Origin of the sequence: Pelagibacterium halotolerans (genome assembly GCF_044811015.1) — a bacterium.
Taxonomy (GTDB): domain Bacteria; phylum Pseudomonadota; class Alphaproteobacteria; order Rhizobiales; family Devosiaceae; genus Pelagibacterium; species Pelagibacterium halotolerans_A.
In genome coordinates this window covers 3205298-3225617 of sequence record NZ_CP085243.1, presented here as the reverse complement: position 1 = coordinate 3225617, position 20320 = coordinate 3205298, and the positions used below count along the sequence as shown (strand labels likewise).

Annotated in this window: 22 protein-coding genes; 7 read left to right on the top strand and 15 right to left on the bottom strand. The window is 61.8% G+C overall.

All coding sequences use genetic code 11. The features are described from left to right. The first annotated feature begins 2 nt into the window (after positions 1–2). A complete protein-coding gene (locus tag LG281_RS15565) occupies positions 3–1433 on the top strand; it encodes a glutamate synthase subunit beta (protein ID WP_404402276.1) in 1431 nt (476 codons plus the stop codon). Positions 1434–1500: 67 nt separating this feature from the next. Here LG281_RS15565 and LG281_RS15560 read toward each other — a convergent pair whose 3' ends face one another. From LG281_RS15560 to galE, 5 genes are all read right to left on the bottom strand, one after another. Beyond that, the gene (locus LG281_RS15560; protein WP_404402274.1) at positions 1501–1794 is read right to left on the bottom strand and encodes a type II toxin-antitoxin system RelE/ParE family toxin; all 294 of its coding nucleotides are present in this window, start codon (positions 1792–1794) and stop codon (positions 1501–1503) included. Next, positions 1784–2041 (bottom strand): type II toxin-antitoxin system ParD family antitoxin, encoded by a 258-nt coding sequence (locus LG281_RS15555; RefSeq protein ID WP_404402272.1) that lies wholly within the window; start codon positions 2039–2041, stop codon positions 1784–1786. Before LG281_RS15555 ends, LG281_RS15560 begins: the two co-directional genes overlap by 11 nt. A gap of 85 nt (positions 2042–2126) precedes the next feature. Next, on the bottom strand, positions 2127–3269 hold the full coding sequence (locus LG281_RS15550; RefSeq protein WP_404402270.1) for a DUF459 domain-containing protein: 1143 nt from the start codon (positions 3267–3269) through the stop codon (positions 2127–2129). A 32-nt stretch (positions 3270–3301) separates the two neighbouring features. Then, positions 3302–4546, bottom strand: a complete 1245-nt coding sequence (locus tag LG281_RS15545) for a lytic murein transglycosylase (RefSeq protein ID WP_404402269.1) — start codon at positions 4544–4546, stop codon at positions 3302–3304. Beyond that, positions 4498–5496 carry a UDP-glucose 4-epimerase GalE gene (gene galE, locus LG281_RS15540; RefSeq protein ID WP_404402267.1) on the bottom strand — a complete coding sequence of 333 codons (999 nt, stop codon included), beginning with the start codon at positions 5494–5496 and terminating at the stop codon, positions 4498–4500. The genes LG281_RS15545 and galE overlap by 49 nt, the downstream gene beginning before the upstream one ends. 126 nt (positions 5497–5622) lie before the next feature. Between galE and galU the strand changes: the two genes are divergently transcribed. Then, the gene (gene galU, locus LG281_RS15535) at positions 5623–6519 is read left to right on the top strand and encodes a UTP--glucose-1-phosphate uridylyltransferase GalU (RefSeq protein ID WP_404402265.1); all 897 of its coding nucleotides are present in this window, start codon (positions 5623–5625) and stop codon (positions 6517–6519) included. On the opposite strand, the gene LG281_RS15530 is transcribed toward galU, so the two are convergent. Beyond that, positions 6503–7915, bottom strand: a complete 1413-nt coding sequence (locus LG281_RS15530; RefSeq protein WP_404402263.1) for an outer membrane beta-barrel protein — start codon at positions 7913–7915, stop codon at positions 6503–6505. The two genes, galU and LG281_RS15530, sit on opposite strands and share 17 nt — an antisense overlap. A 209-nt stretch (positions 7916–8124) precedes the next feature. Here LG281_RS15530 and LG281_RS15525 point away from each other — a divergent pair, with 209 nt between their 5' ends. From LG281_RS15525 to LG281_RS15515, 3 genes are all read left to right on the top strand, one after another. Then, on the top strand, positions 8125–8898 hold the full coding sequence (locus LG281_RS15525) for a motility protein A (RefSeq protein WP_404402261.1): 774 nt from the start codon (positions 8125–8127) through the stop codon (positions 8896–8898). A 3-nt stretch (positions 8899–8901) separates the two neighbouring features. After that, the gene (locus tag LG281_RS15520; protein WP_404402259.1) at positions 8902–9765 is read left to right on the top strand and encodes a flagellar motor protein MotB; all 864 of its coding nucleotides are present in this window, start codon (positions 8902–8904) and stop codon (positions 9763–9765) included. A 77-nt stretch (positions 9766–9842) separates the two neighbouring features. Continuing rightward, on the top strand, positions 9843–10121 hold the full coding sequence (locus tag LG281_RS15515) for an acylphosphatase (protein ID WP_404402257.1): 279 nt from the start codon (positions 9843–9845) through the stop codon (positions 10119–10121). Between the two features lie 215 nt (positions 10122–10336). Here the strand turns inward: LG281_RS15515 and LG281_RS15510 are convergent, their stop codons facing one another. The 5 genes from LG281_RS15510 to LG281_RS15490 all read right to left on the bottom strand — a co-directional run bounded on the left by LG281_RS15510 (position 10337) and on the right by LG281_RS15490 (position 15629). Further along, a complete protein-coding gene (locus tag LG281_RS15510) occupies positions 10337–10930 on the bottom strand; it encodes a GNAT family N-acetyltransferase (protein WP_404402255.1) in 594 nt (197 codons plus the stop codon). 101 nt (positions 10931–11031) lie between these two features. Beyond that, the gene (gene hemH / locus LG281_RS15505; protein WP_404402253.1) at positions 11032–12057 is read right to left on the bottom strand and encodes a ferrochelatase; all 1026 of its coding nucleotides are present in this window, start codon (positions 12055–12057) and stop codon (positions 11032–11034) included. 263 nt (positions 12058–12320) lie between these two features. After that, a complete protein-coding gene (locus LG281_RS15500; RefSeq protein ID WP_404402251.1) occupies positions 12321–13925 on the bottom strand; it encodes a DUF1007 family protein in 1605 nt (534 codons plus the stop codon). A 12-nt stretch (positions 13926–13937) separates the two neighbouring features. After that, complete coding sequence (locus tag LG281_RS15495) at positions 13938–14834, bottom strand: LysR family transcriptional regulator (protein ID WP_404402249.1); 897 nt, start codon at positions 14832–14834, stop codon at positions 13938–13940. Positions 14835–14843: 9 nt separating this feature from the next. Further along, positions 14844–15629: a creatininase family protein gene (locus LG281_RS15490; protein WP_404402247.1), complete on the bottom strand. Its 786-nt coding sequence runs from the start codon at positions 15627–15629 to the stop codon at positions 14844–14846. Positions 15630–15765: 136 nt separating this feature from the next. Here LG281_RS15490 and LG281_RS15485 point away from each other — a divergent pair, with 136 nt between their 5' ends. Beyond that, the gene (locus tag LG281_RS15485) at positions 15766–16188 is read left to right on the top strand and encodes a hypothetical protein (RefSeq protein ID WP_404402245.1); all 423 of its coding nucleotides are present in this window, start codon (positions 15766–15768) and stop codon (positions 16186–16188) included. A gap of 263 nt (positions 16189–16451) precedes the next feature. Here LG281_RS15485 and modB read toward each other — a convergent pair whose 3' ends face one another. The 4 genes from modB to eda all read right to left on the bottom strand — a co-directional run bounded on the left by modB (position 16452) and on the right by eda (position 18951). Then, positions 16452–17132 (bottom strand): molybdate ABC transporter permease subunit, encoded by a 681-nt coding sequence (gene modB / locus LG281_RS15480; protein WP_404402243.1) that lies wholly within the window; start codon positions 17130–17132, stop codon positions 16452–16454. 3 nt (positions 17133–17135) lie between these two features. After that, positions 17136–17876, bottom strand: a complete 741-nt coding sequence (gene modA, locus LG281_RS15475; protein WP_404402241.1) for a molybdate ABC transporter substrate-binding protein — start codon at positions 17874–17876, stop codon at positions 17136–17138. Positions 17877–17937: 61 nt separating this feature from the next. Continuing rightward, positions 17938–18312 carry a winged helix-turn-helix domain-containing protein gene (locus LG281_RS15470; RefSeq protein WP_404402239.1) on the bottom strand — a complete coding sequence of 125 codons (375 nt, stop codon included), beginning with the start codon at positions 18310–18312 and terminating at the stop codon, positions 17938–17940. A gap of 3 nt (positions 18313–18315) precedes the next feature. Then, the gene (gene eda, locus LG281_RS15465; RefSeq protein WP_404402237.1) at positions 18316–18951 is read right to left on the bottom strand and encodes a bifunctional 4-hydroxy-2-oxoglutarate aldolase/2-dehydro-3-deoxy-phosphogluconate aldolase; all 636 of its coding nucleotides are present in this window, start codon (positions 18949–18951) and stop codon (positions 18316–18318) included. 140 nt (positions 18952–19091) lie between these two features. On the opposite strand from eda, the gene nadA reads away from it, so the two are divergent. Further along, entirely contained in the window at positions 19092–20162 is a 1071-nt protein-coding gene (nadA, locus tag LG281_RS15460) for a quinolinate synthase NadA (protein WP_404406786.1), read from the top strand. Positions 20163–20320 lie beyond the last annotated feature (158 nt).

Below are 20320 nucleotides of genomic sequence, written 5' to 3'. Positions count from 1 at the left end.
GCATGGGTAAGGTTACCGGCTTTCTCGAAATCGATCGTCAGGAACAGCGCTACGAGCCTGCCTCGGACCGCATCCGCCATTTCGGCGAGTTCACCATTCCGCTGACCGAGAACGAGGTCAAGAACCAGGCGGCGCGCTGCATGGATTGCGGCATCCCCTACTGTCACAACGAGAATACGGGATGCCCGGTCAACAACCAGATCCCCGATTGGAACGATCTCGTCTGGAACGGCGACTGGCAAGAAGCAGCGCGCAACCTGCATTCGACCAACAACTTCCCCGAGTTCACCGGCCGCATCTGTCCCGCCCCGTGCGAGGAAGGCTGTACGCTGAACCTCGAGGATATCCCGGTCGCCATCAAGACCGTCGAGCAGTCCATCGCCGACCGCGCCATCGGCAGCGGCTGGATCAAGCCGCAGGTTCCCGATACACGCACCGGCAAGAAGGTGGCCATCGTCGGCGCGGGCCCAGCGGGCCTTGCCGCCGCCCAGCAACTCGCCCGCGTCGGCCATGAGGTTCACGTCTATGAGCGCGAACCCAAGCCCGGCGGCCTGCTGCGCTACGGCATTCCCGACTTCAAGATGGAAAAGCACCACATCGATTTCCGCCAGCGTCAGATGGAAACCGAGGGCGTCATCTTCCACTTCGGCGAAAATATCGGCGTCACCCGCCCGCTTTCGGAGCTCCAGGACGCCCACGACGCGGTTCTCCTGTGCATCGGCTCGGAGCACCCGCGTCATCCCGGCTGTGAAGGTACTGACCTTGAGGGCGTGCACTATGCCATGCCGTTCCTCATCCAGCAGAACCGCCGTAATGGCGGCGAGGACATCTCGGATCAGGAACAGCTCCTCGCCTCGGGCAAGCACGTCGTCGTCATCGGTGGCGGCGATACGGCATCGGACTGCATCGGCACCTCGTTCCGCCAGGGCGCCGTGTCGGTCACCCAGCTCGACATCCGTCCCCAACCGCCGGCCAAGGAAGACAAGCTCGCCACCTGGCCCAACTGGGCGGTCAAGATGCGCACCTCATCCTCCCAGGCCGAAGGCGCTGTGCGCGAGTTCTCCGCCGGTACGCTGGAAATCATCGGCGACGAGCGCGGCCACGTCACTGGCGTCAAATGCGCCCGCGTGAGCCAGTCGCGCAAGCCCATCGAAGGCACGGATTTCATCCTCAAGGCCGACTTGGTCCTGATGGCCATCGGCTTCGCCCACCCGATCTTCGAGGGCGTGGTCGAACAGTCCGGCGCCAAGCTCGACAAGCGCGGAAACGTCTTTGCCGATACGTTCAGCTACAAGACCTCCGTCGACGGCCTCTACGCCGCGGGCGACGCCCGCCGTGGCCAGTCCCTCGTCGTCTGGGCCATCCGCGAAGGCCGCCAGGCCGCCCGCGCAATCGATCTGGACCTGATGGGGCAGACGGCATTGCCGCGGTAGCCGATCACGCAAGGGCGGCATTGTTCGTGCCGTCCTTTATCGCCCGGCCTGCAGGCAGTTCAACGGCTTAGAGATGGCGGCCAACGTCCATGCGCCCATGCAGAATACGCACGATCTCGATCGCGTCCTCACGCTCGCGGAAATAAACAACATGCACCCGGTGTGCATATTTGAAATAACCGGAACGCACGTCGACCATACGGCCCCTCTTCGTACCGGCAGCCAGCGCTTCAAAAACGGCGTTTAGCTCGCGCTGATACATGTCGGCATGATCGCGTGCCCAGCGCTGGCAGGTATAGAGCCAGATGTCCTCGAGGTCGCGGTCTGCACGCGGTAAAAGCAGGAACCGTCTATCCTGCATGCTTGGCAGCGTATTTCGCATGCATCCGGGCTATGAATTCCTCGTTATCGAACGGCTGCGGCTCGCCGGACTCCTCGCCCTCAATGAGAGCTGCTTCCAGCGCCTTGACCTTCGCCTCATGCTCTTCAAGCAGCCGGAGGCCAGCCCGCACGACGTCGCTGGCCGAACTGTAGCGGCCCGACTGCACTTGATCGTCGATAAACCCCACAAAATGATCGCCAAGGGAAACAGACGTGTTTCGGGTCATCGGGAACCTCTTTCTTCAGACGGCCATATTATACCAAACTTTGGTAAGTTGAAACCCGCTCCTATGAAGATCAACACAGGAGGCCCTATCGTCCCCCTGGCGCCTCCTCGGGCTCCGCCCCGAGCCCGAACGCATCCACTCGCCCAGCCGGCGCCTCGAGCAGAGCGTCCAACTCAAAGCTCCCCGAGGATTGCGACGACCCGGCCACCAGCAGATCCTCTGCCCGCCGCGTGGCGCCGCCGATCTGCTGCACCACGCCGGCAATTTCCACCAGTTGCGCCTGATCGAGTCCCTGAAACGGCGGCCGCACCATCTGCGCGGCATCGGTCCCCGCGAGCGGATCGGCCACTTCCGTCGTGATTCCGCCCCCCGAATGATATTCCCCGATCGCCCGGTCGATATAGAACGCGAGCTTGTCCGCGCCGGCGCTCGAAAAATGGATGCCATCGGACTTCCGCATCGAAACGATCTGCCCCGATAGGTCCGGCCCCATCTCTGAATAACCTCCCGATTCCCCTGTGAACCGCTCGAAGGTCTCCACCCACTCCCCACCGGCGGCCTGTACGGCCTGCCGATGAAGTGAAGAAATCTGCACCATGTCGGACGAATAGGTCGGTTGCGCCATCGGCGGCAATTCAACCCAGATGGCCGGTTTGCCCGCCGCGCGCAAATCGCCAAGGAATGCCTCGATCCGCGCCGAATACGCGGCCTTCCACGCATCGGTCAAAGGCCCTGCACTATCGAGCGCCTGCCGGTCGTTGATCCCGATCATGACCACCGCGATATCGAAGCTGTCCGCGGCGATCTCCTCATTGAGTGCCGCGTTCCAATCGAAAAAATCGTCGCGCACAAAACCCGACGATCCAACGCCCTCGCCATGGATTACCGTTTCTGGATCGTCGGCATAAAATCGCTCCAGCGCCCGCGCCAGATCGACTGCCATCGAATCCCCGAATACCGCGATACGCTTCGCATTCTCGGATTTCTCGACCGCCGGAGCGGGCGTAGCGGTTTGCGGCGATGTAAAGGATGGGCTTGAGGTTGGCTGTGTCCGGCGCGGCTGTGGCTGCACGGTTGCCGGCGCCTGCTCCTCGGGCTCGTCATTACCGAAAAGCACCTCGAACAGGCTTCGGCGCGGCCGGTCGTTCTGCGCCAGCGCCTCAGGCACCGCCAGAGGCAGTGCGAGCACGATCAGCGAAAGAACGATGAAAATACGCCTGAGAACCATGAGGTGATTTTATCCGATCGGACGCGGCACGCCTAGCGTACCACCTGCGCCAAAAGCGCATGGCTTTCTGACGTAACGAAGCCGTCCGCTACCAGTCCTCGCTCCGCCTGAAACCGTGCATAGGCCGCCTGGGTGACCGGTCCGATCCGCCCGTCGACCGCACCGTCATAATACCCAAGCGCCGCAAGCCACTGCTGGATCTCAACCCGCTCTTGCCGGTCCGGAAACGCCGTCCCGCGCGGCCAGGATGCGACGAACGGCCCCGCGCCCTTGAGCCTGTCGGTCAGATGCGCCACCGAGAGCGCATAGGAATCGGAAAAATTGTACCCCTTGAGCACAAGGTAATTCCGCGTCATCAGGAATTTCGGCCCAGATGCCCCCGCGGGCACATAAAGGAAAACTTCGGTATCAAGATCGGAAAATTCCCGCCCCGCAACCCGCGTCACACCCCGCTCGGCAAAGAACCGGATCGGCCGAAACACCTCCCGGTCCGCGAGTAGGTAGTCGAACCCCTCGGGCACACGCACCTCAAAACCCCAATCGAGCCCGGATCGGTACCCCAATCCCCGCAAATACATCGCTGAGCTTGCCAGCGCATCCGCGAGCGAGCGATGCACGTCCACCCGCCCGTCGCCATCCCCATCCTGCCCGTAGCTGAGGTATGCCGTGGGAATGAGTTGCAAATGCCCCACTGCCCCGGCCCACGACCCAACAAGACTGTCGGATGCAATCCCCTGGCTCTGGACAATCCGCAAGGCCGCGATCAACTCCGCCTCGTCCTCGGCCACCCGCCCGCGCCTCTGGTGCGCGAGATTGGCAAGCGACGGGATGATCGGTTTTATCAATCCCGTGTTTCCCAGGATCGCGCCATAATCGCTCTCCATCCCCCAGATCGCGCCGAGAATATAGGGATCGACCCCGTAAGCGCTCCCGACCGCCTCGAACAGCCCCACATTGGCTGCCATGGCCACCCGCCCGCGTTCGATCCGACCCGCGCTCACCCGCTGGTCGATATACTCCCATATGGGCGTCACGAATTCGGGCTGTCCACCGATATACCGCGCGATCGATGGGTCCTCGGCCACCGGCCCCATCACCGACCGGTAAAGCGCCCGGTCGATGCCCGCTGCCACCGCGACCGCCTCGAACCGGTCCTTGAATGCCGCAAAACTCTCAACCGGCTGCGCCGCTCCGGGTAGCGCCCAAAGAACAGCAACAAGAAGCGCCGCTAAAACACCGAAGGCCGGTCGTTGCGTGTGCCGAGATGCTTTTCCCATGCGAATGCCATCTCCACGATGCGGGTGAGATCGTCAAATTGCGGCTGCCAACCCAATGCGCGGATCCGGTCTGCGCCCGCAACGATCGAGGCCGGATCGCCCGCCCGCCGCGGCCCGTGCTCGACGGCAAAGTCGACCCCGGTCACATCCTTGACGGTCTTGACCACCGCGTCGACCGAAAACCCTCGGCCATACCCGCAGTTCATCGTGACGCTATCGCCGCCCTTGCGCAAATGATCGAGCACCAGCGCGTGGGCGGCAACGAGGTCGGTGACGTGGATATAGTCCCGCACGCAGGTCCCGTCCGGTGTCGGATAGTCGTCCCCGAAAACACTCATTTTCTCTCGGAGCCCCAGCGCCGTCTGCACCGCGACCTTGATAAGGTGCGTCGCCCCCGCCGTCGATTGACCCGAGCGCATCTGCGGGTCCGCGCCCGCCACGTTAAAGTAGCGCAAGACGCCGTAGGTCATCGGATGCGCCGCGGCGACGTCGGCCAGCATCCACTCGCTCATGAGCTTGGATTTCCCATAGGGCGAAACCGGGTTGAGCACATTGTCTTCCGAAACCGGCTCGAGCCCCACCATCCCGTAGACGGCAGCCGTCGAAGAGAAGATGAAATGGCTCACCCCGCCTTTGACGCAGGTTTCGATCAACGTCCGGGTCGCTGCGGTATTGTTGGCGTAATATTTGAGCGGGTTGACTACGGACTCGGGCACCACCACCGACCCGGCGAAATGAATCACCGCATCGATATCGTGTTCTGCGATCAGATGTGCAACGAGATCGGTATCGGCGACATTCCCTTTGACGAACGTCACACGATGGTCGACGAGCCAGTCAAACCCGGTCACAAGGTTGTCCAGAACCACGACCGACTCGCCCGCATCCGCAAGGTTGAGAACCATATGCGATCCGATATATCCGGCCCCGCCAGTCACCAGTATGCTCATCTATGCCCTTTCCGCATCGACTCTTTGGGTGTGATGCGTTTGAATACCAACCTGTTTTTGTCACAGTTTTGGCACTAAGGCATTGAAATTGTCTTAGGAACCCGAATCATCGAGAAGGAGCCGTCAGTGGTCCGCAGAGTCCGTACAGCCGTATTTCCCGTCGCCGGTCTTGGCACCCGCTTTTTGCCCGCCACCAAAGCCATGCCCAAGGAAATGCTCACTGTCGTCGACCGTCCGGTGATTCAGTACGCCGTCGACGAGGCCCGCGAAGCCGGCATCGAGCACTTCGTTTTCGTCACCGGCCGCAACAAGGCCGTCATCGAAGACCATTTCGATCGCCAGTACGAACTCGAATCGACCCTCGAAGCCCGCGGGAAGACTGCCGCGCTCGAGGAACTCCGCCGCGACCTCCCCCGTCCGGGCCAGACCAGCTTTACCCGTCAGCAGGAGCCGCTGGGCCTTGGCCACGCCGTCTGGTGCGCGCGCGACCTCGTCGGCCGCGAACCTTTCGCCCTCTTGTTGCCGGACATGATCTTCCAGGCCAAGCCCGGTGTTCTCAAGCAGATGATGGACGCCTATGAGGAATCCGGCGGCAACGTCATTGCCGTCGAAGAAGTCGCCCCCGAGGCGGTATCCTCATACGGCATCGTCGCACGGGGCGATGGCCCCGATCAGGGCTTCACCATCACCGGCATGGTCGAAAAACCCAAACCCGAGGATGCTCCCTCGAATCTCATCATCTCCGGCCGCTACATCCTGCAACCGGAAATCTTCATGCTCCTGTCCGAACAGACCGTGGGCGCAGGCGGGGAAATCCAGATCACCGACGCCATGCGCCACTTGATGGACCTTCAGCGCTTCACGGGCGTCAAATACCAGGGCCGCTCCTTCGATTGCGGTTCCAAGATCGGTTTCCTCACCGCCAATGTCGCCTTCGCCCTCGACCGCCCCGATATCTCCGGGGATTTCATGGCCGAGCTTAAAACCATGACAGAAGAACTTCCGATCAGTATCGAAGCGTAACGCCGGCGCTCACGCGGTGTTCGTCGCTGATCTGCGGATCGGCCTCGCTGTCTTCCTTGAGGCCGTATCCGTAGTCGAGCGCCAGCGTCGTGTTGGCACCAAGCGCGACGTCCGCCCCAATGCCTGCCTGATAAGTCCGTATAACCGCATCGCTATCGGCTGCCTCCTGCCAAAGCGCGCTCGCACTCCCACGCAGCCCGAGCCAGGAATTAACCGTATAATCCCCTTCGAGCGCCAGTGCGTAATTCACTGTTGCAGACGCCCCGTCGGTCCCCGGCGCAATGCGCGTATCAAAGCTCAATCGCAATTGCGTCGTCGCGTCGGGATTGAACCCCAGCGCAGCGCCATAAAGCACGGTATCGACCGTCGAAAGCGCCGCATCGTCGAACGTGCGCCGCCCGGCACCGATGGACGCCTCAAGCGTCACAACATCCGACCAGTTTCCGCTAAACCCGCCCCGCAGCGCATAATTCCAGCCGTTCCGCGACGCCCCGAGATCGTCGGACACCGCATCGAAATCCTCGCGCTCGACATCTGCCGCCGCAAACACCCCCACAATCGGCGTCAGTGCATACCCGAGCCGCACCCCGCCCGAAATCGCGGTCAAATTCTCGGCATCGTTATAAACGATCGTCCCGTCCGAGAGCGTCGTCGGGCTCACCGTTTCTCTGAGCACGCCACCCGAAACCGTCACGTTCGCGCGCGCAAAATCCTGTGAGAGCGTCGCATCAACATTCCCCGACACCCGCAAAGGCTCGGTTTCGACATCGGCGTCCGCGTCAAGCCCGGTCGGATCCTCCTGCCCCACCGCCAATGCCGCCTGCAAGCCAAGCCGCCGCGTGGACCCGAAATTCCGTGTCAGGTTGAACTCCGCAACGCCGTCCTCAACCTCGACCGCTTCATCCCCCACATAAACGAGCCCCGCACTCAGCCGCAAATCCGCCGCAAGGTCGTCCCGCGCATAGCTGAACTGCGCACCAGGGGTCACCGAAGCCGCATAAGACGAGTCGCCGTCCTCAACGGCATAGCTTCCACGCAACGTTACGCTCAATTCCGTATCGAACAGCGGTACGGGTTCGGAAAACCGCGGCGCGGGATCGGAAAGCGCCGGCTGCGGTGCAAAGGCCGGCCGTGGAGGCATGGCAGGTGCGGGCTGAACTGGCTGCGGGGTTGGCGCTTGCCCGGAAGCCTGCACGGTCACTGAAGATCCCTCAGCGCCTTCGCGCGCCGTATGGCACAACATCGCCGGTTCGCAGAAATCGCTGCCATATCCTGTGCGCAGCAGATCGAGATTGTCGGTCCCCGACCCATCCCCTTGCGCAAACGCACCCGGCACGGCGAACCCCGCCGCACCGGTCACCAGCAGCGCTCTATAAACGATGGATGCGATCGACACCGGAATAGTACTCCCGAGCCCCCAGCAGCTTCCGAAGGCGCACGGCAAAGCTTTCAACTTATGGTTAACAAAATCTTACGGCGAGCGCCGATACTCACAAATCGGATGCACTCAGGATGGATCGGGTTAAGGCCTGATTAGCCTCTGGCCCTTTATAGTGTCCCCGACTGAGTATTTGCGTACGTGCCAGAAGGCACGAGGAGTAAGCCATGGATCTGGCCACAATCATCGGCATCACGGTCGGTGCCGCTGTTATCGCCTTTGCGATTTTCATGGGCGGTTCCTTCGGAGCCTTCGTCGATGCTCCTTCGGTCCTGATCGTGATTGGCGGTGGCTTTGCCGCAACCTTGATCCGCTTTCCTCTCGCTGGCGTCCTCAACGCCCTGATTACTGGTGGCCGCGTCGCCTTCACCCACAAGAAAGTCGAGCCGCGCGAGCTGATCGACAAGATCGCCCAGATGGGTGACATCGTCCGCCGCCAGGGGCCTCTCGGGCTCGAAGGCATAGACTTCGACGAGCCGAACCTGCGCAAGGGCGCACAATACATCGCCGACGGCTATGACGGTGCCTTCATCCGCGAATCCATGGAGCTTGAGCGCGACCAGTATCTCGCCCGTCTCTCAGAGGGCCAGCGCGTCTTCAAGTCCCTGGGCGACGCCGCACCCGCCTTCGGCATGATCGGCACCATCGTCGGCCTCGTCCAGATGCTCGGCAATATGGACGACCCCTCCAAGATCGGCCCCGCCATGGCCGTGGCGCTGCTAACGACGCTCTACGGCGCGGTTCTCGCCAACCTCATCTGCCTGCCCGTCGCCGACAAGCTGACCGCCAAGCTCGACGTCGAGGAGGTCAACCAGACCCTCATTATCGATGGCATCATGTCCATCCGTGACGGCAAAAGCCCCAACTTGATCCGCGAAATGCTCGTCGCCTATCTGCCCGAGCACCAGCGCGAAACCGAACCTGAGCTCAAGGCGGCCTGACCGATGGCAAAGGCTGCCGGACGAAAGAAACCGGGCGGAGGCGGTGTTCCCGAATGGCTCGTTACCTTCGCGGACCTGATGTCGATCCTCGTCGTCTTCTTCGTTCTGATCATCTCCTTTTCGATTCAGGACGAACAGAAGCTCCAGGTCGTCGCCGGCTCCATGCGCGATGCCTTCGGCATCGTCCAGACCTTCTCGCGCACCGCGGTCATCGAGCGCGACGGCAACCCCCAGCGTGAATTCCTCAAATCCGTCACCTACGAACCGGACGAACTCGAAACCCAGTTCTCCGAGATCGAGCACGACCGCTTCTCCCAGCAGGGCCCCGAGGTCAACACCTACCAGAACGAACGCGCCGAGGTGGAAACCGACCAGCGCTTTGCGCTCGCCGCCGCCTCGATCCAGCAGGCCTGGCGCGAGAACCCGCAGATCACCACGGTGAGCGACAACCTGATCCTTGAGGAAACCGAGGAAGGCCTCAACATCCTGATCGCCGATCAGGAAGGCCGCCCCATGTTCCCCGAGGGCTCGAAGTACCCCTACGAAGCCACCCGCCAGGCCATCGCCGCCATGGCGCCCGTCCTCCAGCGCCTCCCCAACCCGATCCGCATCTCCGGCCACACCGCGGCAGGAGTCCAATACGTCAACCCCAATTACGGCTCCTGGGAACTCTCCTTCGACCGCGCCAACATCACCCGTCAGATTCTCGAAGAATTCGGCCTCTCGGATAACAGGATCGAGGCCGTGATCGGACGTGCCGAAACCGAGCCGTACTTCGCCAACGACCCGTATCTCGCGGCCAACCAGCGCGTGAAGATCACCATCCTGAACGATGACCCGCCGGTGCCGGTGGCATTGAGGCCGTAAGCAACGGTGCAGCCGGTGGGCACGCCGACCTTCAAGATGTATAATACCTCCATCAGGGACAATAAGGGATGCCCCCGATGACCACGATCGCCGTCCGCGCACGGATCTTCGGACACGTTCAGGGCGTTGCCTTTCGCGCCTGGACCCAGACCGAAGCCGAAAAACACGGCCTCGCCGGATGGGTTCGCAACGAACCCGACGGCTCGGTGCAAACCCTTGTCATAGGCCCCTCCTCCCAGGTCGCCGCCATGGTCCGCGCCCTCCACCAGGGCCCGCCAGCCGCGCAGGTTACCAATGTAGAGACCGATACGGTCGAACCGGACACGGAAATCGTTGGGTTCGAGATCGCGGGTTAGGACGATTTTCAATCACACTGGGGCCATTAGAAACTGAAGGGGTTGGACCTCTGATCTTATCGACCCGGGCATGCGGGCACTTTGCTTAAAGCCAGACAGCTGCCGACCGGCACCCTGATCAACACGCAAAGCTACCCCACTGCGTGAACGGACTCTGCCGACGCGGTCAATTCTCCCCACAGGACACTGAACCGAACGTGCATCGACAACTCCGATCATGAGGTGGACTGCCCAAGCAGCCAGTGAAGGTGCGCGCGCACCGTCGGCCACTCCGACGCAATGATGCTGTAAACGCAGGTATCGCGAAGCGTGCCGTCGCGCATGCGCATATGTTGACGCAATACGCCATCAAGCTTTGCACCAAGCCGCTCAATGGCACTCCGGCTGCGATGGTTCAGGAAATGCGTGCGGAATTCAACAGCGAGACAATCGAGACGCTCAAAGGCATGCGAAAGCAATAAGAGCTTGGCCTCCGTATTGATCGGTGTCCGCTGAGCGCGTTTGGCATACCAGGTCGCGCCAATCTCCACGCGCGGGCCCGAAAGGTCGATATTCAGATAAGTCGTCATGCCGACCACACTGCCGGTCGGTTTGTCGACGACCGTGAAGGGCAGCATGGTGCCCGCAGCCTGAAGGTTCAAACATCGATCGATATGCGCGGACATCGCTTGCGGTTCCGGAACCCGTGTGAACCAGAGTTCCCAGAGGTTCCCGTCCTGCACCGCCTCAACGAGCCCGTCGTGATGTTCGCGAGAAAGGGGAACGAGGTCGACATACCGTCCCTGAAAGATAACCGCTTCTAGAGCCATGGCTGTGGCGTTCCTGTATCGTCTTGCCGATCAATGCCTTTTAAACAGATTTGCCAAAATCCCTGCGACGCTCATGTTGCGATGCAATGCGGGATCAAGACCTACAACCACCCCGCCAATTCCCGCCGCACCACCGTCTCGATCATCCCCATCCCCTCCGGGCTGTCGTTCAGGCACGGGATATAGGCATACCGCTTGCCCCCCGCGCCCATGAACTCCTCCTCCCCGGTGATCGCGATCTCCTCGAGCGTCTCGATGCAATCGGCTGAAAACGCCGGAGCGAGAATGGCGACCTTCTTGATCCCCTTGCCGGGCAGCGCCTTGAGCGTTTCGTCGGTATAGGGCTGCAGCCATTCCGCACGTCCGAACCGGCTCTGGAACGTCACCATGATCCTGTCTTCGGACCACCCCAGATACTCGCGCACCAACCGCGTCGTCTTCACGCACTGGCAGTGATAGGGGTCACCCTTTTCGAGGTAGGATTTGGGCATCCCGTGGTAGGAGGTGATGACGAGATCCGGCGCAAAATCGAGCTTGGCAATCCCGTCCGTGATCGATTTCGCCAGCGCCGCCGTATAGGCCGGATCGTCGAAATAGGCCGGCACGGTCCGCACCGCCGGCTGCCAGCGCAGGGTCTTGAGCGTGTCGAACGCCTTGTCGTTGGCTGTCGCCGTCGTCGTTGCCGAATATTGCGGATAGAGCGGAAACAGCAAAATCCGGTCGCACCCGGCATCCTTGAGCTTCTCGATCCCGCTCCTGGTCGAGGGGTTCCCATACCGCATCGCGTAGTCGACGATAACGTTCTCGTCCGCCGAAAACGCGGCCTGCAGCTTGTCCGCCTGCGCACGCGTGATCACGCGCAACGGGCTCTCATTGCGCTCCTTGTCCCAGATGCGCTCGTAATTGGCGCCGGTCTTTTGCGGGCGGGTGGACAGAATGATCCCGTTGAGGATCGGCCACCATAGCCACCTCGGCGCCTCGATCACGCGTCGATCGGAGAGGAATTCCTTCAAATACCGCCGCACGCTCCAGTAGTCCGTCGCGTCCGGTGTCCCGAGGTTGAGCAACAGAACCCCGATCTTGCGCGGCTTGATCGGAGGGTGTCCGGCAGGAACGAACTGATTCATATCGCGTCTCGTGCTTGGAATCGTGAGGCCTGGAACGTTCCGGGCAAAAGCGTCGACCCCTTTTGCGGTTCGGAAGCGGGATAAACAAAGACGTAGAGAATCTTCGCGATTCGGAGAAAAGCGAAAACGCTCCAGATGGGCGCGGAAGCGGATCCGACATCGGGCACAATACCCTCTGTGCCGCCCCCGGCAACCGCCGCTGTCTCAAATGCGGCAACATGCCCGATCATGAGAATTTATCACCGCCCGGCCCGATCCCGCTATCATGGCGAGGCGAAAAACAACAGAAGCCCGAACCCCATGACCGCGAGTGCGCCGGCCAGTTCGACCCACCACAGCACCGCTCCGGCCGCTGCGCCGCCGCCGCCAAACCGCAGCATCAGCCCCTTGGTCCCCAGCGCCAGCGTCGCGAGCATACCGACCGTCAGCGCGGTCCCCAGCGCCATCAGGAACGTCGCTGCGATCCCCGCAAGCAGCACACCCTGCGTCAGCGCAAAAACAAGGACAACAAGGGCGCCCGAGCACGGTCTTATCCCCACCGAGAAAACGACACCTGCCATCGAACGCCAGTTACCACCGGTTTGTTGAGGTAAAACAACGTGATGGGCGTGCTCATCATGGCCATCGTGGTGTTCATCGTGGCCATCATGGCCGTGACGATGCTCCGCGTGGGCGTCATGATGCTCAGCGTGATGATGGTGATGCCCAAACCCCAGAATATGCCGCGCGGCAAGCCACGCTCCCAACACCGCAACGAGCACATACGAGCCCTTGGTCATCACCCCCGCCGCATCGCTCATCGCCACCGAGGTCGCCCGCAACAGCCCTGCCGCCACAAGGACGAACGCAACCGCCACCATGGCCTGCATCATCGCCGAAAGGAAACTCAGAACGATCCCGCGCCGCAATTGCCGTTCATTCGCAACGACATAGGAGGAGATCACCACCTTGCCATGCCCAGGCCCTGCGGCATGGAGAATGCCATAGAGGAAACTCAATCCCCCCAGGATCCAGAACGCGTTATAATCGTCCCGAAGCGCGGAAAGCGCGTCGGTCAGCGCCCGATAGAACACCCGCTGCTGATCCGCGATCCAGCCCATAAACCCGCCCTGCCCGGGTGCCATGGCGGGCTCCGACGGCGGCGCAGCGAACGGCCGGGGCGCAGGTGCGGACATTACCTGCGCAATCGCTTCGGACGCCGTCGCGGCAGCGCGTTGCGGGCACGTGATGGTGATCCGGTTCGCCAGATCCCGCGCCGCCTGCTTGAGCTCCGGTGGCAGCTCGACCACGTCCGGACCGAGCAGGTAAAGCTGCTCTTCGAGTGCCGGATCGATCTGTTGGGGCGGATGCGCCACTGCCGAGCAGCCTTCTGGCGCATTCTCGACGGTCACAGCCCTGTTGTCGGGAAAGGTAATTTCCGAATAATATTCCGGATCCCCCACAATGATATCGAATTCTCCAGAGATTTCACGGGGTTGAGAAAGCCAGACGGTATAGGTCAGCGTCGTCTGCTCATTCTCGTACCGCATCGAGGGATTATGCGGTCCGGTGAAGCGGAACGCCTCCTCATCGGCCCCGGCATAGGTATAGAACTCGTAATATTCGAGCCCCACCATGTTCTCCTCGGCAAGCTCCTGCATCTCCGCGGACGTCAGAACGCCGTCGCCATCAGTATCGAGCCCCTGGATCGCCCACGCCGAGAAGTAGGGGTCGAACGTCCACTCATGCCGGATACCAACAAGCGCGCCATCCTCGAACAACACCGTCGAGCGCGCATCGACCCAGACATGCGGGTGGGCCTGCGCGGCGCCTGCAAAACAAAGAACCAGCCACAAAACCGCCAGTCCGCGCCGCACAAGTCCAGTCATCTAAACCCCTTGTCAGAGCGGGTTCTTTTCGAACCACGCAACGAGATAATCGATAAGCGCCCGCACCTTGCCCGACAGGTGCCGGCGATGTGGATAGACCGCCTGCAGGAACGCCCGATAAGGCAGATACTCCTGGAGCACCGGTACGAGCGACCCATCGGCAATTGCCGAATCGGAGAGAAAGCTTGGTAGTCCCGCAAAACCAAGGCCTTTTTGTGCCGCAATCAGCACGCCCACAGGCGAATTCACCCTCACCTGCCCATCCACATGGATCGAGACCGTCCGCCCGTCCACAACGAACCGCCAATTCGCCTGCCCCGTCATGTTGGTATCGACGATACATGGCAACCCCCGCAGCGCTTCAGGTGTTTTGGGTACGCCATAAGCCTTGATCACCGCCGGCGCGGCGCAGACCGATATCGAAGTCTCCGCAATCTTGCGCGAAATGAGCGAACTGTCAGGCATTGCTGAAATCCGGAGGGCCAGATCGATTCCCTCGTCCACGAGGTCCACCATCCGGTCTTCGAGCCTCAAATCCAGCGTGACGTCGGGATGTTGCGCGACGAACTCGAACAGTGGCTCTGCGAGCGTCTGCTCTCCGAAATTCCGTGGCGCGGACACACGCAATACCCCACGTGGCGCCGCCGTCTGGTCGGATATCGTCGCATCGAGATCGTCGAGTTGGGAGAGAATCTGGCTCACCTCTCGATAGTACGCCTCCCCCGCCTCGGTGAGACTTAGCTTCCGCGTCGTCCGGTTCATCAGCCGTACCCCGAGATAGTCCTCGAGGTCGGTAACGTACTTCGAGAGCAGCGCCTTGGATCGCCCATGTATCCGCGCGGCCGCCGAAAACCCGCCGGCATCGTAGACCTGCACGAAGGCCCGGATTCGCGCCAAATCTTGTGTCATCCCTCCTCCTTACCGCAGCCGGGCCAGATCGAACGTCGCGACGTCGTTGAGCAGGTCCGCAAACCCCTTGAGCATATGATCAGCCAGGACCGCCCCCTTCTCCGCGGTCGCCGCCGCGGCGTTCCCGACAACGCCCTGATCGTTGAAATCAGAACTCAGCCAGCCGAACCGGTGCTTGCCGTATCCCGTCAGATGCGTCATCCCCGCCTCCCAGGCAGCCAGCCGCGAGACGAAATCCGCCGCATGCCGCATATCCACCTGCTTGGGCGCATAATGCAGCATGAGCGAGGTTTCGATATCGCCTCCGTGAATGCCATAGCGCTGCTCGATTTCGCCAAACAAACCATCGGGATAGCCAAATCGCATCCAGGCCGTCGCCACCGCAAGCATATCCAATTCCGCCCGCGCCTTGAGCGTCACGATATCGACCGCCGCGCTGTTACCCCCATGCGAGGACACAATCACCAGCCGCCTGATCCCCGCCTCGCGTACCGCCTTGGCGATCGCGAACCATGTGCCGACCAGTTCCACCGCATCCCGGCTCTCGGTTACGGCGAACCGCATATGCTCAAGTGAAGCGCCTATGCGCTCCATTGGCAGCACGACTGCTTCGATAGTCGTGGCAAGATAGGGCGGAAGTGCCCTAAGATGCCCCTCGGCGATGTCGCAATCGGTCGTTGCCGGCAGATGCGGGCCATGCGCCTCGGTCGCCGCTACTGGCAGGATCGCAATCGTATTCTCGGAAACGGCGTGCCCGGAAAGCGCGTTTAAGGAGGCAAGCTGGACGAGCGGCACGCATGTGCTCCGTTCGGTAACAGGGATGGTGTAGGATTAGCCTGTGAGCACGCTCCGAACAACACTGCGCGGCCTGATTAACTTTCCTTTAAACGCCGAATCGACGGCTTCCCCCCGTTCCGATAATGATCTTCTCATGACCAAGCCGACCGCCTCGACCCTTTACCGTCTTATTGAAGCCGGCCACCTCGCCCGGCAGGCCCTGCTCGCCCCGCTCGCTGCACGCGGGCTCGAAGTGGGTGACGACGCGGTGCTTTTAGGCCTCGCCGATCCCTCTGGCGTCCCCACGGCGACGCTCGAGGCATTCACCGGCCTCGACGGCGATCACCTCGACGCGATCCTGCGGCGGCTCGAAGACAAGGGCCTGCTACTACGGCTCGCGGTCGGTCCGGAAATGGTCCCTGGCGCCCGGCTCTCCCAGCAGGGCCAATCCACCCGGGCGGCAATCGAGGATCATTGGCGGCAGCTCGAAGACACCATCGCCGAGGATTTGGGCAAGAAGACCCGCAAAAGCCTTCGCCGGGGTCTCAAGCGCATCATCACGCTTCTGGATTTCTAGCCCGCATTTCTCACACTCCTTGTGCCCTGCGCTGGTTCAAAGTGGCGTCAGGGTAGGCGGAGAGCGCCGTGCGTATTGGACATACGTGCAAGCTCTCCGGCGCACACTGTCGCCACTTTCAACCAGCCCTTCGGGTCGGATGTTGGCGGCCGCCTCCGGGCACGGCGCGAGAAAACCGTATGTTGAATACGCTTTTTCGCTCCGCACCCGCATGCGACTCGCCAAAATCCGACGCAGGGCGCAAGGAGTGTGAGAAATGCGGGCTAGAGCCGCACACGCGTCCTGCGGTCAATTGCAAAGGTTGCCGCGACGGTCAGAAACGCAAAAGCAATCATCCCCGCCGCGATCCAATGCGCCTCTGTCCAGCGCAACTGCTCGACATAGTCGTAGATCGCAATCGAGAGCACCTTGGTCCGACCGGGGATGTTGCCCCCGATCATCAGCACCACACCGAACTCCCCCACCGTATGGGCAAACCCCAGAACCGTCGCGGTGAGATAACCCGGTCGCGCCAATGGCGCGGCGACCGTACGGAACGCCTGCCATGTCGATGCTCCAAGCGTATAGGCAACCTCCAGCAACTCCTCGGGCACGGCCTCGAACGCATTGCGCAAAGGCTGCACGACGAAAGGCAGCGAATAGAGCACCGACCCGATCACCAGTCCGGTAAAGGAAAACGCCAAGGTCCGCCCACCGAACCAGGATGCAATCATGCCGCCCGGTCCGTCGGGGCCCAGGGCGATCAAAAGGTAAAACCCCAATACCGTGGGTGGCAGCACCAGCGGCACGGCGACAAAAGCGGCCACCAGTGTTACCCATTTGGAGCGAGACCGCGCCAGCCACCACGCCAGCGGCGTGCCAAACACGACCAGCAGCACAGTCGTCACCAACGCCAGCAGAATGGTGAGCCGGATCGCTGGCCAGATTTCGGCAAGAAGCGTCACCGCTCAGCGCTCCGGCACGCCATAGCCGAAGGATGCGATGATCGCCGCCCCTGTATCGCTACGCATGAAATCGAAAAACGCCTCGGCCACCTCGGCACTCGGCGCAGCGGCAATAACCACGCCGTCCTGAGCAATCGGCGCATGCATCTCCTCCGGCACCACCCATTGCGACCCGCCACCTCGCCCCGCGACCTGGGCAAGCGCCACGAATCCCATCTCGGCATTGCCCGTCTCGACAAATTGATAGGCCTGCGCAATGCTTTGCCCGATCACCAGCTTCGCGTCCAATGCGTCGGTTAGTCCCAGCGCCGCAATCACTTCGACCGCTGCCGCGCCATAAGGCGCAGCACCCGGCTCGGCAATTGCCAGGCGGTCGAAATCGCCCTCCAGGCTTTCCGGCCCGTAGACCCGCCCAGAATCGGCGCTAAAGAGCACCAGCCGCCCCACCGCATAGGTAAACCGGCTATCGGGAACCGCCAGCTCCTCTTCAACCAACAGATCCGGCCGTTCGCTATCGGCAGCCAGAAACCCGTCGAACGGCGCTCCCTGCACGATCTGCGCGTAAAGCTGGCCCGTAGACCCGAAACTCAGCCCGATCTCGGCCCCGGTCTGTGTTTCAAAAGCCTCGGCCAACGCCTCTGCCGCCGCGATGAAATTCGCCGCCACGGCAATCTGCGCATCCTGCGCCCGGACCGCACTTATCCCCGCCCCCAGAACCAGTGCTATGATCGCAAGCAGTCGCATCGAAGCCCCGATATGTTTTTCGAAACATATCGGTAGAAAATCGAAGGGAGGCGCGCAACCGTTATTTCCGCTCGGCTATATCGTTCTTGAGCGTCCGTAGCGCCTCGACATCCTCCGCGATCGCCGTTTCCGTCTTCTCTTCCATTGCGCGGTAGTGGTTGAGAACGGCGAGCCCGAGGTCGGTAAGCCGCGCGCCGCCCTGCCGGGTCCCGCCGCGCAACGTTTCGACGAGCGGGGCGCCGAAGCCCTCATTGAGCGCCTGCACGAGCCCCCAGGCCCGCTTGTAGCTCATACCCATGGATTTCCCTGCAGCCGAGATCGATCCCATATCGGCGATCCGCTCGAGCAGATCCGCCCGCCCCGGCCCGACATAGACATCCTGGTCGACGACGACCCGAAGGTGCCCAAGGCCCGATATGGGGACCGGGCGCTTCATGGTTTATCCAGCCAGGGCGGCAGCCTCAGCGGCCAGCGCCTTGATGCCGTCGAAATCCCCCGCAGCAACTTTATCGCCTGGCACGACCCACGACCCTCCGACGCACACCACATTGGGCAGCGAGAGGTAAGTTTTCGCGTTCGCAAGACTGATCCCACCCGTCGGGCAGAATTTCAAATCCGGCAGCGGCGAGGCAAACGCCTTCAAAACCGGCGCCCCGCCCATCGCCTCGGCGGGGAAGAACTTGAGGTAGGAATAGCCCATGAGCGACGCCGCCATCGCCTCGGTCGGCGACGCGATCCCCGGCAGCAGCGGAATGCCGATCGTCTCGGCATCCTCAAGCAGCTTCACCGGCGCGCCTGGTGACACCATGAACCGGCACCCGGCATCCACAGAGGCCTTCATGGTATCGAGGTCTCTCACTGTGCCCGACCCGACCACAGCACCCTCGACCTTGGCCATCTCCGCGATCACCTTGAGCGCATTGGGCGTTCTGAGCGTGACTTCGAGGTTCGGCAGCCCGCCAGCGACGAGCGCCTCGGCTAGCGCCCGCGCGGTCGATACATCATCATGAATGATGACCGGCACCACCGGCGCTGCGGTAAGAATCGATGTGAGCGTGGCCGCATCCTGCGCCATGAACTGCCTCCAAAAACGATTGGGCGAGAGAGCTTTCGCTTGTCCCTAGCACGGCCTTTATTGAAATGGGAACCAAAACTCCTTAAGTCAAAGCCCGGCCGTCCGGACGGCCAATGGAGGAAGCTGCGGCGGGACCCGACATGATCCAGCAGATCAACGCCATCACACCGCTTGAGGAAGCCCGCGTCGCGCTCGCCGACGCGTTCGAGCTCAAATTCACCAAGGCCGTCGAAAAGGCGACACAGCCGATCTTCGACAAGGTCAAGGACCGGATTCCCGAGATCGAATGGCCCTTCTATGCACCGCTGATCTTCGAGATCAACCGGCTCAAAAAGAAGAAAAACGCGGTCATCCTCGCGCACAATTACCAGACCCCGCAGATTTACTACGGCGTCGCCGACATCGTGGGCGACAGCCTGCAACTCGCGATCGAAGCCACCAAGGTCAAGGCCGATATCATCGTCCAGTGCGGCGTGCACTTCATGGCGGAGACATCGAAGATGCTCAACCCCGACAAGACGGTGTTGATCCCCGACAGCCGCGCGGGCTGCTCGCTCGCCTCCTCGATCACCGCCGAGGACGTCCTGGCCATGCGTACGCAATATCCCGGCGTGCCGGTCGTCACCTATGTGAATTCCTCCGCCGCCGTCAAAGCGGTCACCGACGTCTGCTGCACCTCCTCGAACGCGCTTCAAATCGTCGAGGCGGTCGAGGGCGATACGGTGCTGATGATCCCCGATCAGTATCTCGCCCAGAATACGGCGAAAAAGACCAAAAAGAAAATCATCACCTGGGCCGGCGCCTGTGAGGTGCACGAAACCTTCACCGCCGACGACATCGCCGAACTGCGCGCCGCCTACCCCGGCGCCAAGATCATCGCCCACCCCGAATGCCCGCCCGAAGTCATCGACAACGTCGATTTCTCCGGCTCGACCTCGGGCATGATCGACTGGATCAAGACCGAAAAGCCGCCCAAGGTGGTGATGGTCACCGAGTGCTCGATGTCGGATAATGTCGCAGCCGAAACCGAAGGCGTCTCATTCCTGCGCGGCTGCAACATCTGCCCGCACATGAAGCGCATCAACCTTGAAAACGTCCTCTGGAGCCTGCACACCGGCACCGAGGAAATCACCATCCCCGAACACCTGATCGAACCCGCCCGCGCCTCGGTCGAACGGATGATCGAGATTTCGATGCGCAAGAAGCATTAAGAAAACGGCCAAACAAACGGAAGCCCCTTCTTCCCTTCTCCCCTTGAGGGAGAAGGTGGCAGGAGCGAAGCGGAGGTCGGATGAGGGGTGCCTGCTGCCTCTGCAAAGAGCACCCCTCATCCGACCTTTCGCCAAAGCGAAAGCTCACCTTCCCCTTC